General features: G+C 70.8%; 16 protein-coding genes. 13 read left to right on the top strand and 3 right to left on the bottom strand.

Features of this window, described 5'->3' with window-relative positions:
• Positions 1 to 8 precede the first annotated feature (8 nt).
• The 3 genes from P1V51_18680 (at position 9) to P1V51_18670 (ending at position 2,706) form a co-directional block, all read left to right on the top strand.
• Complete coding sequence (locus P1V51_18680) at positions 9 to 545, top strand: hypothetical protein (GenBank protein ID MDF1565070.1); 537 nt, start codon at positions 9 to 11, stop codon at positions 543 to 545.
• A 188-nt stretch (positions 546 to 733) separates the two neighbouring features.
• Entirely contained in the window at positions 734 to 2,488 is a 1,755-nt protein-coding gene (locus P1V51_18675; protein ID MDF1565069.1) for a S8 family peptidase, read from the top strand.
• Positions 2,488 to 2,706: a hypothetical protein gene (locus P1V51_18670; protein MDF1565068.1), complete on the top strand. Its 219-nt coding sequence runs from the start codon at positions 2,488 to 2,490 to the stop codon at positions 2,704 to 2,706. Before P1V51_18675 ends, P1V51_18670 begins: the two co-directional genes overlap by 1 nt.
• Positions 2,707 to 2,820: 114 nt before the next feature.
• Here P1V51_18670 and P1V51_18665 read toward each other — a convergent pair whose 3' ends face one another.
• Complete coding sequence (locus tag P1V51_18665; GenBank protein MDF1565067.1) at positions 2,821 to 3,786, bottom strand: CPBP family intramembrane metalloprotease; 966 nt, start codon at positions 3,784 to 3,786, stop codon at positions 2,821 to 2,823.
• Between the two features lie 129 nt (positions 3,787 to 3,915).
• On the opposite strand from P1V51_18665, the gene P1V51_18660 reads away from it, so the two are divergent.
• A complete protein-coding gene (locus P1V51_18660) occupies positions 3,916 to 5,565 on the top strand; it encodes a tetratricopeptide repeat protein (GenBank protein ID MDF1565066.1) in 1,650 nt (549 codons plus the stop codon).
• Positions 5,566 to 5,794: 229 nt separating this feature from the next.
• Positions 5,795 to 6,709, top strand: coding sequence for a MoxR family ATPase (locus tag P1V51_18655; protein ID MDF1565065.1), 915 nt, complete (start codon positions 5,795 to 5,797; stop codon positions 6,707 to 6,709).
• Here P1V51_18655 and P1V51_18650 read toward each other — a convergent pair.
• A complete protein-coding gene (locus P1V51_18650; GenBank protein MDF1565064.1) occupies positions 6,706 to 6,915 on the bottom strand; it encodes a hypothetical protein in 210 nt (69 codons plus the stop codon). The two genes, P1V51_18655 and P1V51_18650, sit on opposite strands and share 4 nt — an antisense overlap.
• 17 nt (positions 6,916 to 6,932) lie before the next feature.
• Positions 6,933 to 7,802 carry a decaprenyl-phosphate phosphoribosyltransferase gene (locus P1V51_18645; protein ID MDF1565063.1) on the bottom strand — a complete coding sequence of 290 codons (870 nt, stop codon included), beginning with the start codon at positions 7,800 to 7,802 and terminating at the stop codon, positions 6,933 to 6,935.
• A gap of 98 nt (positions 7,803 to 7,900) precedes the next feature.
• Between P1V51_18645 and P1V51_18640 the strand changes: the two genes are divergently transcribed.
• From P1V51_18640 to P1V51_18605, 8 genes are all read left to right on the top strand, one after another.
• The gene (locus P1V51_18640) at positions 7,901 to 8,809 is read left to right on the top strand and encodes a PEGA domain-containing protein (protein MDF1565062.1); all 909 of its coding nucleotides are present in this window, start codon (positions 7,901 to 7,903) and stop codon (positions 8,807 to 8,809) included.
• 224 nt (positions 8,810 to 9,033) lie between these two features.
• Positions 9,034 to 9,381 carry a hypothetical protein gene (locus tag P1V51_18635; GenBank protein ID MDF1565061.1) on the top strand — a complete coding sequence of 116 codons (348 nt, stop codon included), beginning with the start codon at positions 9,034 to 9,036 and terminating at the stop codon, positions 9,379 to 9,381.
• A 91-nt stretch (positions 9,382 to 9,472) separates the two neighbouring features.
• Positions 9,473 to 10,678 (top strand): serine/threonine-protein kinase, encoded by a 1,206-nt coding sequence (locus tag P1V51_18630; GenBank protein MDF1565060.1) that lies wholly within the window; start codon positions 9,473 to 9,475, stop codon positions 10,676 to 10,678.
• 89 nt (positions 10,679 to 10,767) lie between these two features.
• Positions 10,768 to 11,388 (top strand): thymidine kinase, encoded by a 621-nt coding sequence (locus P1V51_18625; GenBank protein ID MDF1565059.1) that lies wholly within the window; start codon positions 10,768 to 10,770, stop codon positions 11,386 to 11,388.
• Entirely contained in the window at positions 11,385 to 12,182 is a 798-nt protein-coding gene (locus P1V51_18620) for a uracil phosphoribosyltransferase (protein MDF1565058.1), read from the top strand. The genes P1V51_18625 and P1V51_18620 overlap by 4 nt, the downstream gene beginning before the upstream one ends.
• 17 nt (positions 12,183 to 12,199) lie before the next feature.
• The gene (gene hpt / locus P1V51_18615) at positions 12,200 to 12,751 is read left to right on the top strand and encodes a hypoxanthine phosphoribosyltransferase (protein ID MDF1565057.1); all 552 of its coding nucleotides are present in this window, start codon (positions 12,200 to 12,202) and stop codon (positions 12,749 to 12,751) included.
• Positions 12,752 to 12,803: 52 nt separating this feature from the next.
• Positions 12,804 to 13,742, top strand: coding sequence for a sensor domain-containing diguanylate cyclase (locus tag P1V51_18610; GenBank protein ID MDF1565056.1), 939 nt, complete (start codon positions 12,804 to 12,806; stop codon positions 13,740 to 13,742).
• 50 nt (positions 13,743 to 13,792) lie between these two features.
• A partial coding sequence (locus P1V51_18605) for a hypothetical protein (protein MDF1565055.1) occupies positions 13,793 to 14,693 on the top strand: 901 nt, incomplete at its 3' end.

Genomic DNA, 14,693 nt, shown 5'->3' with positions numbered 1-14,693 from the left:
TTCCGGGCATGGCCCGCACCCACCTCGCCCTCTGCCTGCTGCTCGCCGCACCCGCACTCCTCGGGGTGGCCTGCGCCAACCCGCCCGACGTCATCCACGTGCCCTTCAGCATCCCGGTGCAGGTCGCCGGGGGCCTGAGCGGGGGAGGGGGCGGCAGCCTTCCGGGCGCCGGCAGCGAGCTCTCCCGGGAGATCGGCGACCAGGGGGTGGACGAGAGCGACGTCGACTCCGTGACGGTCAGCGAGCTCACCCTGACCCACGACTCGCCGAGCTGCGAGCTGCTGGCCGGCTGCGATCTCTCCTTCATCGAGAGCCTGGTCCTCTCGGCCTCGGCCAGCGGGCAGCCCACGGTCGAGCTCGGCCGCCTCACCCGGCCCGGGGCGGTGAAGCGGGCCGATCTCCAGCCGGCCGAGGTGGAGCTGAAGGCCTACCTCGGGGGCGGTGACCTGGCCTTCACGGCCACCCTCGTGCCGGCGACCACTCCCCTCCAGACCGTGGAGATGACCCTGGATGCGGTCCTGAGGGTGGATATCGACCTCTTCTAGGCCCCCGGGGAAGCCGCCGCTTGGCGAGGGAATCGCCGGTATGCCACGATGGTTGTGAAACGAGAGCCGTGGCGCCGGTGTCCGAGCCTCCAGGGGACCCGCGGGACGTCAGATCCTGCGGGGGATCCCGACGTATCCAGTGCCAGTGGCCGAACACAATCCCGGTGTGCCCTGCCGAGGAGGTCCGCATGAACTCGAAGATCTTGGCCGGAGTCGCCGCCTGCGCCCTCGCCCTGGGGGGCTGCGCCGGCGCCGAGGACGAGGTGCGCCAGAGCGAGAGCCTGCCGGGGGCCCTGACGCAGGAGGGCTGGATCGCCGTCGACTTCGTGGACGGCACCACCGCCGAGGAGGTGGAAACCTGGGAGAAGGCCTGGGGCGTCGATCTCTCCCTCAACTCGGTCGAGGGTGAGGACAGCGCGATCACCATCGGCGCCGTGGCCGGCGATCTCGGCGCGGCGCTGGCGCAGATCCGCCAGCACCCCGAGGTCGAGACCGCCGAGCCCCTCTACGTCTACCGGGCGCTCTACGAGCCGGACGACCCGGACTTCAAGTACCAGTGGCACATGGACAAGGTCCGGGCCAGGGAGGCCTGGGACCAGAGCCGGGGCAAGGGCGTCACCGTCGCGGTGATCGACACCGGCATCGCCTACCGGGACTTCGGGGATCGCTTCAAGCAGGTCGAGGACCTGAAGGGCGCGAAGTTCGTGAAGGGCTACGACTTCGTGAACGATCGCGAGGAGGCCCTGGACGATCACGGTCACGGCACCCACGTCGCCGGCACGATCGCCCAGGTGACCGGGAACGCCACCGGCGTCACCGGCCTGGCCTTCGAGGCCACCCTGATGCCGGTGAAGGTGCTCTCGGCCAGCGGCGGAGGCACCACCGCCGACATCGCGGACGCCATCCGCTGGTCGGCCGACAACGGCGCGCAGGTCATCAACATGAGCCTGGGCGGCGGGGGCTACTCCCAGATGATGGCCAACGCCGTCGCCTACGCCCGCAAGAAGGGCGTGGTGGTGGTGGCCGCCGCCGGGAACGCCGGCACCGGGCGGGTCTCCTACCCGGCCGCCTATCCCGGGGTCATCGGCGTGAGCGCGACCCGCTTCGACGACCAGCTCGCGCCCTACTCCTCCTGGGGCAAGGAGGTCGACCTCGCGGCGCCGGGCGGGGACAAGAACGTCGACCAGAACAAGGACGGCAAGCCCGACGGAGTCCTGCAGAACACCATCGAGCAGAACGATCCGAGCCGCGGGCGCTACGAGTTCTTCCAGGGCACCTCCATGGCGACGCCCCACGTCGCCGCGGCGGCCGCCCTGGTGATGGCGCAGGGCACGACCACGCCGTCCGCGGTCGAGGAGGCCCTCTTCGAGTCGGCGCGCAAGGTCCACGGCCGCACCGCGAAGGACTCGAAGTACGGCCACGGGGTCCTCGACGCCGCCGCCGCCCTCGACGACGACCGGCAGGACAAGGGCTTCTGGCGGATGATCTGGACCATCGTGGTCGCCATCCTGATCTTCCTGCGCCGCCGGCGCCTGCCCGCGCCGGGCGGGAGCGGGGCCTTCTTCGGGGCGGCCCTCGTCACCGGGGCGGGCCTCTTCTTCCTCCCCGACATCTTCGGGCTCGGCGCCGCCGCGGCGGTGGCCTCGCCCCTGATGGACTGGGGGGTTCACGCCTTCGGCGCCTCGGCCCACGCCAACCCCCTGACCTGGTCGGCGGCCTTCCCGGTGGTGCTGACCCTCCTGCTCTATCAGCGCCGCGCGCTGCGCCCCCTGCTGGCGGGCGTGGCGGCCGGCACGGCGGGCTTCCTCCTGCACGGCCTCTTCGCCGGTCAGGCGGACGTGGTCTTCCTCCCCGGGCGCCTGCTGGACATCGGGTGGCTCGCCGCCAACGCCGCGGTGGCCTTCCTCCTCGGGTGGTCGATGATGAGAAAGGCGGCCGAGTGATGGCGTCCTTCGACGGCAAGGTGAAGTTCGAGGATCTCGAGGGGGGGCTCTGGCTGCTCCTCACCTCCGATGGCCAGCGTCTCCAGCTCTCGGGCGGCGACGCCGGCCTGCGGAAGGACGGTCTGCACGTGACCGTGAAAGGCCGGCTGGCCGAGGACATGATGTCCATCGGCATGACCGGCCCGATCCTCGAGGTCGAGTCCTGGAAGTCGAAGTAGCGCTCGACCTTCAGCGCGGTGCGTACGTCGCGGCCTTCGCGGGTCGAGGGGGAGCTGCCCGGCCGGGGGACGCTCACCTCCCGGCGCGGCCTGCGCGCGGTGGCGCGAGAGCGGCTAGAGGGCGCCGGCCCGGGCGGCCACGAAGAGGACGAAGATCCCCAGGGCGAGGAAGACCAGGACGCCCAGGATCGAGAGCTCGAGGCTGTCCGGCCGAAGGGCGATGGGCCGCCCCTCGTCGAGGCGGGCCGGGGGCTCCGCCTGCTCGGGCAGGGGAGGGGCCACGTGGTGGAGCCCCTTGAGGGCCGGTAGCAGCACCACCAGGCCCACCGCCATCACCCCGAGGAGCAGACCGAGGGGGGCCTCGCGCTCGGGCTCGGTCTCGACGCCGGCGGCGAAGAAGAGGAGGGTGGCCGCGCCGTTGTTCACCGCGTGCGCGAGGATCGGGGCCGCCAGCGAGCGCGTCCGCCAGGCCAGCCAGCCGAAGAGGAGACCCAGCTCCACCCGGGGCAGGAAGCCGATGGGGTCGGCGTGGAGGGCGCTGAACGCCAGGGCGGTGAGGAGGATGGCCCGCCGGGGGCCGAGGCGGGCGGTGAAGCCGCGCTGGAGCGCGCCCCGGAAGAGGGCCTCCTCGCAGAAGGGGGCCAGCACCACCACCGCGATGACGATGGCCGAGAGCTGCGGCCCCTCGGTCGCGGCCAGCACCCGGGCGGCGTCGGCGAAGCGCCAGGACTCGGGGAGCAGCTGGGTGCACACGCCCATCAAGGCGGCGGCCACGAAGTAGTTGGCCAGGGAGACCAGGAGGACGAGCGCGAGCTCCCCCCAGCCGAGGCCCCGATCCCAGCGCAGGTAGCTGCGGGCCCGGGTGTTGCTCGCGCGGGCGAAGAGCACGGCCGGCAGGAGGAAGCAGACCAGCTGGGTCACGAAGAGCCCGGAGGCGAGGTCGGAGAGCTGAGCCACGGTGCCCAGGGTGAAGAAGACCAGCGCCGCCGCCAGGAGGAGCAGGCCGGCCGGCAGAGAGAGATCTCCCGCGCCGGCGGGGACCGGGCCGGATTGAATGGGCGAGGGGGTGGGGGAGTCCATCAAGGGCGTCGCGCGAGCATCGGCCACGCGGCAGGGAAGGACAAGCCGGATCCTTTTCGCGTGGCCGGAGGCGAGCTAGCATGAAGGGTTGAAGTGGCGCCTCATCCGGATCGAGAAGGAAGCCGTCCCATGTACGAAAATCGCCGACTGATCACTGCCGTCGCCCTCGTCCTCGGGCTGGGCCTCACGTTCCCCGCCTTTGCCGGTATCCCGGACGAGGCCAAGGAGAAGAAGCGCGAGGCGGATCAGCTGGCCAAGGCCGGCAACGCCGACGCCGCCCTGGCGGCCTACCAGAAGGCGGTCGAGATCGCGCCGGACTACGCCCTGGCCCACAACGAGATGGGGACCCTGCTCTACAAGCAGGGCAAGAAGGACGAGGCCATCGAGGCCTTCCACGCCGCCGCGATGGCGGACGAGGAGTACGCGACCGCCTGGTTCAACTGGGCCTACGCCTCCCGCAAGGCGGAGAAGTGGGACCAGGCCATCGAGGGCTACACCAAGCACACCCAGCTCAAGCCCGACGAGCCGGACGCCTACTACGGCCTGGCCGAGTCCTTCCGCCAGGCCGACCGCAAGAAGGAGGCCATCGCCGCCTACGAGCAGTACGTGAAGAAGGAGACCCGGGCCAGCGAGCGCAAGTGGGTCATCAAGGCCCAGGAGAAGGCCGCGACCCTGAAGAAAGAGCTCGAGGAGGCCGCGCGTCCGCCGCCGCCGCCGCCGGCGCCCGTGGCGCAGCCCACGCCCCAGCCCCAGCCCCAGCCGCAGCCGGTCGCGCAGCCGGTCGCGCAGCCGCAGCCCGCGCCCCAGCCTCATCCTCAGCCGCAGCCCGCGCCGCAGCCTTATCCTCAGCCGCAGCCCACGCCGCAGCCTTATCCTCAGCCGCAGCCCACGCCGCAGCCTTATCCTCAGCCGCAGCCGCCGCCCGTGGCGCAGCCGCAGCCGCCGCCGGTGCAGCCCGCGGTGCAGCCGGCCCAACCCGCCGGGAACGCCGAGGCGCGGGCCGCGCGCAAGCAGGTCGAGCTGGGCGACGCCCGGATGAAGGCCAAGGACTACGAGGGCGCCGTGAAGGCCTACCAGAACGGGGTGCAGCAGAACCCTCGCGCCAGCGAGGCGCACTACAAGCTCGGGTACGCCTTCGCGCTGCAGGGGCGCCTCGACCGCGCCATCCCCGCCTGGGAGCACGTGATCGAGCTCGATCCGACCAACGAGGGGGCCCGGAAGAACATCGAGGTCGCCCGCAAGAAGCTCGCCGCTTCGCAGCCCGCGCCGGCTCCCGCGCCGGCACCGGCACCGGCACCGGCGCCGGCCCCCACCCATCAGCCCTACGCCGGGACGCCGACGCCCCAGCCGCAGCCCCAGCCGGCGACGCAGCCCGCGCCCGCGCCCGCCCGGCAGCCCACGGCGGTGGACGTCCGCCGCTCGCGCCAGGAGTACGAGCGGGGCGTGGCCCTCATCGGGCAGCGGCAGTACGAGGGAGCCGTGCAGGCCCTGGAGCAGAGCATCTCGGCGGATCCCTCCCTCGCCGTGGCCCACGTGGCCCTCGGCTCGGCCCTGGTGGGGCTGCGTCGCTACGACCGGGCCGTCGCGGAGTACGAGCGGGCCCTGGCCCTGGACCAGCAGATGGCCTCCCCCCTCTTCGGGCTGGGCGAGGCGCACCGCGCCCTCGGCAAGAACCGCCGCGCCGCGACCTACTACCAGCGCTACGCCGACAGCGGCGCGCGTGACGCCGACCCCCGGCTCCAGCAGGAAGCCCGGGACTGGGCCTCCAAGCTCCGTTGAGGGGGACGGAAAATCGAAGGCCGAAACCTCGCGGTCTCGGCCTTCGCCCTCTCCCTGCCCCACGGTGTTGCCCGTGGGACGGAGCTGCAGGAGAGCAAGGGGCGCGCCATCGCTCCAAGCTGCCGGGATCACTGGGCCAGGGGCCACTAGGGGGTCTACCCCCGGGGAGGATCCACGACAGCTCTGTCAGGGGGCAGCCCGGAATTGAACAGGTAGGGAGCGAGCAGCCGTGAGCACCGAGACCGAGGCGAAGCACGCCCCAGAGGCGGTGCGCCGGATCCTGGAGGGGCAGGGCTACGTCGCCGACACCCGGACCGCGACCGTGGCCTACCTCGCCGGGGCCCTGGACCGGCCGCTCCTGATCGAGGGACCGGCGGGGGTCGGGAAGACCGAGCTGGGGGTGGCCCTGGCCGCCGCCGAGGGGCGCGAGCTGATCCGCCTGCAGTGCTACGAGGGCCTCGACGAGTCCAAGGCCGTCTACGAGTGGGCCTACGGGAAGCAGCTCCTCTACGTCGAGCTCCTCAAGGACCGGCTCGAGGAGGTCACCGAGGGGGCCACCAGCCTCGCGGAGGCCGCCCGCCGCGTGGGTGAGCTCGACGACGTCTTCTTCTCCGAGCGCTTCCTGTTGCCGCGGCCCCTGCTCCGGGCGATCCGCTGCGAGGGTCCGGCGCTGCTCCTCATCGACGAGGTGGACAAGGCCGAGCCCGAGTTCGAGGCGCTGCTCCTCGAGGTCCTGGCCGACTTCGCCCTCTCGATCCCGGAGGTGGGGACGGTGAAGGCGACCCGGCGGCCCAGGGTCGTGCTCACCTCCAACGACAGCCGGGAGCTCTCCGACGCCCTACGCCGGCGCTGCCTGCACCTCTTCCTCGACTTCCCCACGCCCGAGCGCGAGGAGGAGATCCTTCGCTCGCGGATCCCCGGGCTCGAGGCGGGCCTCGCGGCGAGCATCGCGGCCCACGTCGCCCGCATCCGGACCCTCGATCTGCGCAAGCTCCCCTCGGTGGCCGAGACCATCGAGTGGGCCCGCGCGCTGCTCCTCCTCGGCGGCGACGCCCTCGAGCCTCAGCTGGTTCGTGACACCCTCGACGTGCTGCTGAAGCACGAGGAGGATCGCGACCAGGTCGTCAGCCTGAAGATCGGCTAGTCGCGAGGGCGCGGGGCGCCGGCGGGATTGCTGACCCGCCGGGAGCCGGCGCCGGGGGAGGGGACCGTGGCCAGCTCGTGCTCGGCGTTGAAGCGTCCCCGCACCGCCAGGTACTCCTTGGCGGTCAGGTACTCCACCCGACCGTCCGGGTGGTGGATGGGGAAGCGGTTGCCCTCGTGCAGATCCTGGTAGTTCTTCATGGTCACGCGGAAGTCTGCCTCGTTCAGAGCGCGAGGAGAAGAGCGCAGGCGATCACCCAGCCCAGGGTGATGCAGAGGAGGAAGGGATCCTTGCGGGCCAGGCGGGTGGGATCCTCGCCCTCGCCCTTCTTCAGGAGGTGGAGGTAGCGCCAGTGCCCCAGGGCCACGAAGGGGAGGGTGAGGGCCATCCGCGCGTCACCGATGTGGGAGACGGTGGTGGGGGAGATGCCGTAGGCCCCATAGGCCACGGTGTTCACCAGGGCCATCACCCGGCAGAGCAGGTCGAGGCGGCCCAGATCGTAGGACTGCACGGCCTTGCGGGCCGAGGCGTCGGTCTCCCGGGTCCGGGCCAGCTCGGCCCGGCGCTTGGCCAGGGCGAGGAAGAGCGCCAGGCCCGCGGCGCAGGTGAGGAGCCAGGGCGAGGCCGGCACCGCGATGGCGACGGCGCCGGTGAAGACCCGCAGGACGAAGCCGGCGGCCACCATCGAGACGTCGAGGTAGGGGATCTTCTTGAGGTGGAGGCTGTAGGCCAGGTTCAAGAGGAGGTAGGCCCCGAGCCCGACCCCCACCGTGGGCGCCAGGAAGAGCCAGCCCAGGAGCAGGGCGCCCGCGGCCAGCAGGGCGGCCGCGCCGAGGGCCACGGGGACCGGCAGGGCGCCAGCGGCCACCGGGCGCAGCTTCTTCAGCGGGTGGAGCCGATCCTCCTCGCGGTCCCGGACGTCGTTGAAGAGGTAGACGGCGCTGGCCGCGGCACACCAGAGCCCCAGGGCGAGCAGCGCCAGCTGGACCGAGGGGCCGTCCTCCCAGCGCCGCGCGAAGAGCAGGGGCGCCAGCACGAAGGCGTTCTTGGACCAGTGGGTCGGCCGGAGGGCCCGCAGCAGCGCGATCAGCACGTCGGCATCCTATTCGCTGGGCCCCCGCTTGGAAGAGTCATGCTAGGATTCGCGTTCGAATTCGCCTCTTTCGGGGGAGGAAGATCATGCAGATCAGGATGGGACGTCTCGTCGTGGCCGGCCTCGCGCTGGTCGGTCTGGTGACGCCGGTGCGGCCGGCCTCCGCCGAGGAGCTGCCGCAGCTCGCGGTGATGGATCTCAAGGGCGGCGGCGTCTCCGAGGATCTCGTGAGCGTGGTCAGCGCCTCGGTCGCGCGCGCCGCGAGGGACACCGAGGCCTTCTCGGTCATCAGCGGCGCCGACATCCGGGCGCTCCTCTCCCTCGAGGCCCAGAAGCAGCTCTGCGGCGTCGACTCGGAGAGCTGCCTGGCCGAGATCGGCGGCGCGCTGGGCGCCGACTACATGATCCAGGGCGGCCTCAAGAAGGTCGGCGAGCAGACCATCCTCGATCTCGTCCTGATGGAGGTCGCCAAGGCCAAGGTGCTCAACCGCGTCAGCCGCACGGTCAAGGGCGACGCGGGCGGCCTCATCGACGAGGTCCCGAACGCCACGGTGCAGCTCCTCTCCAAGGCCCTCGAGGGGCGCCTGGGCTCCCTGATCATCTCGGTGAGCGAGCCCGGCTCGTCGGTGAAGATCGACGGCCGGATCGTCGGGGTCAGCCCCCTGGGCGAGCAGAAGGTCCCGGCCGGCGTGCACCTCGTCGAGGTGGAGAAGACCGGCTTCATCACCGCCAAGGAGCAGGTGGTCGTGAAGGTGGACGAGACCGTCGCCCGTGGCGTGCAGATGGTGCCCTCGCCCGACTTCCTCGAGTCCTACGCCAAGTCGGCGAAGCGGATGCGGCTCGGCGCCTGGATCTCGGCGGGCGCGACGGTGGTCGCCCTCGGGGCCGGCGGGTACTTCCACCTCAAGGCGGACGCGACCGCGGCCGACTTCAAGGAGCAGCGCGACCTCTACAACCAGACCCGCGACCGGGAGACCTACGATGCGCTCTCGGCCCTGCGCTTCTGAACGGCTGACGATCGTGTTCGGATCCGCCGCGAACGGCGGATCTTTGCACGCGGGGATCCTCCCCTGGGGATCCGGCCCCGCTGTTCGGGGCCCCGACCGCCTTGCTACCCTCGGGGCGTCTGTTGAATCGAATGAACCGATCGCTTTCGGGGGATACGAAGTTGATCGTTCGACGTCGCGTGATGGTCGTGGAACACCGGAAGGTGTACCTGGTACTGATAAAGATGGCACTGCGCCGCCTCGACGAGTGGGTGGAGACGCGCTGGGTGCGGGATGCAGAAGAGGCCCGGGAGGCCCTCGACAACGAGCCGGAGATCGATCTCGTCCTGCTCTCGAGCGGGGCAGATGGCCGGGCGATCCACGAGGACCTCTCGAGGATGATCCGCAGCTGGAAGCACGCGCCGACCGTCGCAGTGGTCTGTGACGAGCTGACGCCCCTGCTGCGGGCGACCCTGGCCATGCATCCCGTCACCGCGCTCGAGCATCCGCTCAAGGCCGGCGACCTCGGCGCCCTCCTGCGGGAGGCCGCCCTGGCGCGCGGTCCGCTGGTCGAACACCGCATGCACTTCTGATCGGGCAGCCGGGGTCGAGAGAGGCCGTCTCACCCGGCGGCGCCGGGCCGCTTTGTTGCCCGGGGCCGAAGGTGGCCGGTATGCTGCCTCCGTGGCGCGTAAGAAGGGCGTAAGGTACGGAAAGTACACGCTGATCGACCGGATCGCGGTCGGCGGCATGGCCGAGATCTTTCTCGCCCGGCAGGCCGGCCTCGAGGGCTTCGAGAAGACGATCGTCATCAAGAGGATCCGGCCGCACCTCTCGAAGCAGCAGAGCTTCGTGAACATGTTCCTGCACGAGGCGAAGCTGGCCGCGCAGCTCTCGCATCCGTCGATCGCGCAGATCTACGACCTCGGCAAGATCGGCGACACCTTCTTCATCGCCATGGAGTACATCTTCGGGCGCGACATGCGGCGCGTGATCCCGAAGGCCGACTCCATGGGGATCCCCTTCCCGATGGTCTACGCGCTGAAGATCGCCTCGAGCGTCTGCGAGGGGCTCTACTACGCGCACCAGAAGACCGACGTCTACGGGAACCCCCTGAACATCGTCCACCGCGACGTGACGCCCGAGAACATCTTCGTCTCCTTCGATGGCACGGTGAAGATCCTCGACTTCGGCATCGCCAAGGCGGCCACCCAGGTCGAGCAGACCCGGGCCGGCGAGATCAAGGGCAAGCTCTCCTACATGTCGCCCGAGCAGGTGGTGGGGAAGTCCCTCGACGCCCGCTCGGACATCTTCTCCCTCGGCGTGGTCCTCTACGAGTGGATCACCGATCTGAAGCTCTTCACCGGCGACAACGAGGTGGCGATCCTCAAGTCGATCTCCGAGGGGAAGATCTACGCGCCGAGCTACTTCAAGGCCGACGTCCCCGAGGGGGTCGAGCGCATCCTGATGAAGGCCCTCGAGAAGGACCGGGAGAAGCGCTACCAGACCGCCTGGGAGATGCAGTACGACATCGACCAGTTCCTCGCCGAGTACGAGTTCACCCCCTCGAACATCCACCTGGCGAACTTCCTCAAGCAGCTCTTCTCCGACGAGCTGGAGGCCGAGCGGCGCCGGCTGCTCACCGAGGGGGCGCCCCTGCCGGTGGAGGAGGCGGACGAGGACGAGGACGCCAGCGAGGTCCCCGACGCCGACGGACTGGAGGTGGATCCGGACGGCGAGCGGGAGGCCACCAGCGGATCGACCATGGTCGTGCCGCTGCGCCTGAAGACCTCGGACTACGAGATCCTCAAGGAGATGGCAGAGAAGCACGGCCTCTCCCTGACCGCCCTCGTTCGGGAGCTATTGGCCTCCTACCTGCGTTTCCGCTGACTTCGGGAGGCCCAAGGCCGCTCCCCGCGGCCCCCGCGTCCGAACGGCCGGGTTGACACCGGTCCGGAGCCCTGGAATCAAGCGGCGCCATGCACCCCGAGCGAGGCGACACGGGCTGGATCGAGGTGATCTGTGGACCGATGTTCTCGGGGAAGACCGAGGAGCTCATCCGGCGGGTCACCCGCGCGCAGATCGCTCGACTGAAGCTCCAGATCTTCAAGCCGGCCATCGACGTCCGCTACCACGAGCGGAAGGTGGTCTCCCACAACCAGCTCTCCATCGAGTCGACCCCCGTCGAGGACGCCGAGGCCATCCTGAGCAAGCTCGAGGAGGGCGTGCAGGTGGTGGCCATCGACGAGGCCCAGTTCTTCGGGCCCGAGCTCCTCGAGGTCTGCGAGCAGATCGCCGGCCGGGGCATCCGGGTGATCGTCGCCGGCCTCGACCAGGACTACCGGGGCGTGCCCTTCGACCCGATGCCCGCCATCCTGGCGGTGGCCGAGTACGTCACCAAGCAGCTCGCCATCTGCGTGGTCTGCGGCAAGCCGGCCGGCCGCTCCCAGCGCCTGGTGGCCGACAAGCACCGGGTGGTGGTCGGCGCCTCCGATGCCTACGAGGCCCGCTGCCGGGCCTGCTTCGACCCCGCCGGGGCCACCGCGACCCCACGCCACGACGACGCCCAGGGTACCCTGGGCCTGAAGGAGGACTCTTGAACCCGCCCTGCATCCTCGCCGAGGAAGATCACGCCTACGGAAGCCAGGTGCACATCCTGGCCGACCCCTACCTGCGCTCCCTCCTGGCCCGGGCCTGCGTGCCCGAGACGGTGCAGCCCGAGATGAACCGGCTGATCTCCGCCTGCTACGAGGGCCTGGTGCGCGCGGCGCTGGTGAAGGAGTTCCCCCGCACCCGGATCGACTGGCCCACCCGGATGGCGGCCTCGGAGCCGCGGGCGGTGCTGCGCCACGAGATCATCGACCGGCGCACCCGCACGATCACCGTGAACGTCGCCCGAGCCGGGACCCTTCCCTCGCAGGTCGCCTTCGACGTGCTGCACACCGTGATCGACCCGGAGCTGATCCGGCAGGACCACGTGGTGATGAACCGCGTCACCGACGAGAAGGGGCAGGTGACCGGCACCAGCGTCCACGGCTCGAAGATCGGCGGCGGGGTCGAGGGGGCGATGGTGCTTTTCCCGGATCCCATGGCCGCCACCGGCGGCTCGATGGCGCGGGCGATCGACATCTACCAGAACGAGGTCGAGGGCACGCCCAGAGGGCTGGTCGCCCTGCACCTCATCGTCACGCCGGAGTACCTGAAGAAGATCACCGGCCTCCACCCGGAGGTGCCGATCTACGCCCTGCGCCTCGACCGCGGGCTCTCGCCGGAGGACGTGCTGGCCTGCCGGCCCGGCGAGCGCTGGGACGAGGAGCGGGGCCTCGACGATCGCCAGTACATCGTGCCGGGCGGCGGTGGCTTCGGCGAGCTGATGAACAACGCAGAGTTCTGAAGAGAGAAGGAGCAGCCATGACCCTCGAGCGACTGAGCCAGGACGTCGAGTCCATGATCACCGAGGAGCAGATCCGGGAGCGCCTCGCGGAGCTGGGCAAGGAGATCACCGAGACCTACCAGGGCCAACCCCTCACCCTGATCGTGATCTTGAAGGGCTCGTTCGTCTTCGCGGCGGACATCGCCCGCCACATCGATCTCCCGCTGGCGATCGACTTCATCGGCGTCTCCTCCTACGGCGACTCGACGAAGTCCTCCGGCGTGGTGCGGATCACCCAGGACCTCTCCAAGCCCATCGAGGGTCGCCACGTGCTGGTGGTCGAGGACATCGTCGATACCGGGCTGACGATGGAGTACCTGCTGGACAACCTGAAGTCGCGGCACCCCACCAGCCTGAAGGTCTGCAGCCTCCTCGAGAAGCCCTCCCGCGCGATCCACAAGATCGAGATCGACTTCCTCGGCTTCACCATCCCCGACGCCTTCGTGGTCGGGTACGGGCTGGACTTCGCCGAGCGCTATCGCAACCTCCCCTTCATCGGGGTCCTGAAGAAGGAGGCTCGCCACGACTGATCGCTCCTCACGGCGCGAGGTCTTCCGGATCCTCTACGAGGTCTCCCGGCGGCTGAACCAGGGTGAGTCCCTCGAGTCCGCGCTCGAGGACATCGCGGAGGCTGCCGCGAAGGTCGCGCAGGTCGAGACCGCCTCGGTGCTGCTCTTCGATCAGTCCGGCGAGGCGCTCCTCTGTCGGGCCGCCCACGGCTTCACCGACGACGAGGTCCAGAAGATCGGCTTCCGGCGCGGCGAGGGCATCGCCGGCTGGGTGGCCGAGAAGGGGGAGTCGGCGCGGGTGGGGGACGCCCCGGTCGATCCGCGCTTCAAGGATCTCGGCCTCGGCCGGGCCCAGCGGGGCATGGTCTGCGTGCCCCTCGAGGCGGCGGGGAGGGTCATCGGTGTCATCACCGCCTCCAGCCAGGACGCGGAGGCCTTCACGGCCGAGCACGAGTCGATGATGGAGTTCCTCGCCTCCTCGGTGGTGCGCGACCTGGAGAATGCGCGCCTCTACCGGCTCGCCGTCACCGACGCCCTGACCCTCGCCTACAATCGCCAGTACCTCTCCGAGCGCTTCCCCGCCGAGATGGATCGGGCGCTGCGCTACGATCAGCCCCTCTCGCTGATCATGCTCGACATCGACCACTTCAAGCAGGTCAACGACACCCACGGGCACCCCGTGGGGGACGAGGTGCTGCGCGCCGTCGTGCGGATCACCAGCGACCTCGTCCGGGAGATCGACGTGGTCGTGCGCTACGGCGGAGAGGAGTTCATCCTCCTCCTCCCCAACACCGACCGGGAGGGCGGCTGGCGGGTCGCGGATCGGATCCGGCAGCGGGTCGCGGAGACCCCCATCGAGACGGAGCGGGGGGCGCTGCGCCTGACGGTGAGCGCGGGCGTGGCCCAGGCCTCGGGGGCGGGCGACGACGCCGCGGCCCTCATCCGCCGCGCCGATAAGGCGCTCTACGAGGCCAAGGAGGGAGGGCGCAACCAGGTCGTCGTGGCTCGCTAGGAAGAGGCCCGGTCCTTTACTTGGGAAAGGGCCGGGAGTAATCCAGAGGTATGTACGACGAGGAGACTGGCGTTTCGGAGTCCGGGGGTGGGAGCAGCGGCTGGGGGCAGCGCCTCAAGAGCCTGGCGATCCTCCTGGCCTTCCTCGCTCTCACCTTCGCGCTGCTCTACTTCGTGGCGCAGCAGAACTCGCGCCGCTACTTCCTGGTGGCCGAGGAGGGCAACCTGGTGGTGAAGCGGGGCATCTTCTTCCCGGTCGGGGAGAAGCCCTACACCCCGGACGAGCCGCGGCTGGCCCAGGCCTACGCCTCGATCCCGCTGCCCCCCGAGGGCTTCGAGGCGGGCAAGGCCTCGTTCAACGAGCGGGCGGATCTCGACCAGGCGCTCTTCGACCTGCTCATCGAGTGGGCCCGGGACCGCATCCAGAGCGGTGACCCCTCCCGCCTCGAGCGCGGCATCGCCTACCTGCGCCGGGCGGAGACCCTGCCGGCCTACACGATCGCCCAGGAGCAGGCCCTGGCGACCCTCGAGGGCCAGGTGGCCTTCTACGAGGCCGAGCACCTCCTGCGGGAGGGCTCCGGCCGGATCGCCGAGGCGGTCCGCCGCCTCGACCGCGCCCGGGCCGCCGGCGTCATCGACGACCAGACCGGCGAGCGCCTGGTGAACCAGGCCCGGGAGCAGGTGAAGTCCCTGGACACCTTCATCGCGAAGGTCCGGGCGTCGGCCGGCATGACCGCGCCGCCGCCGGCCCGCAACGACGAGCCCGAGGCGGTCGAGCTCGAGGGCAACGCCCCGCCGGCCGTCCGCCCGGAGGCGTCCGGGGCAGGGGCCGAGGTGGAGGCCCCCGAGGCCGACGCCGAGCCCGAGGCTCCCGCGGCCGAGGAGCTCCCCGCCGCCCCCGAGGCGGCCCGGCCCCCGGCCCCCCGGGCCGCGCCCGCCGCCGCGCCGGCGA

The organism is Deltaproteobacteria bacterium, assembly GCA_029210625.1.
Lineage (GTDB): Bacteria > Myxococcota > Myxococcia > SLRQ01 > SLRQ01 > JARGFU01.
The sequence above is the reverse complement of the archived record's forward strand: the minus strand, read 5'-3'. Positions and strand labels throughout refer to the sequence as shown.

What these genes read in the sequence shown, in the direction of transcription:
- P1V51_18680 (MDF1565070.1), top strand. Translation starts at nt 9, where the DNA reads ATGGCCCGCACCCACCTCGCCCTCTGCCTGCTGCTCGCCGCACCCGCA.
- P1V51_18675 (MDF1565069.1), top strand. Translation starts at nt 734, where the DNA reads ATGAACTCGAAGATCTTGGCCGGAGTCGCCGCCTGCGCCCTCGCCCTG.
- P1V51_18670 (MDF1565068.1), top strand. Translation starts at nt 2,488, where the DNA reads ATGGCGTCCTTCGACGGCAAGGTGAAGTTCGAGGATCTCGAGGGGGGG.
- P1V51_18665 (MDF1565067.1), bottom strand. Translation starts at nt 3,786, where the DNA reads ATGGACTCCCCCACCCCCTCGCCCATTCAATCCGGCCCGGTCCCCGCC.
- P1V51_18660 (MDF1565066.1), top strand. Translation starts at nt 3,916, where the DNA reads ATGTACGAAAATCGCCGACTGATCACTGCCGTCGCCCTCGTCCTCGGG.
- P1V51_18640 (MDF1565062.1), top strand. Translation starts at nt 7,901, where the DNA reads ATGGGACGTCTCGTCGTGGCCGGCCTCGCGCTGGTCGGTCTGGTGACG.
- P1V51_18635 (MDF1565061.1), top strand. Translation starts at nt 9,034, where the DNA reads ATGGCACTGCGCCGCCTCGACGAGTGGGTGGAGACGCGCTGGGTGCGG.
- P1V51_18625 (MDF1565059.1), top strand. Translation starts at nt 10,768, where the DNA reads ATGCACCCCGAGCGAGGCGACACGGGCTGGATCGAGGTGATCTGTGGA.
- hpt (MDF1565057.1), top strand. Translation starts at nt 12,200, where the DNA reads ATGACCCTCGAGCGACTGAGCCAGGACGTCGAGTCCATGATCACCGAG.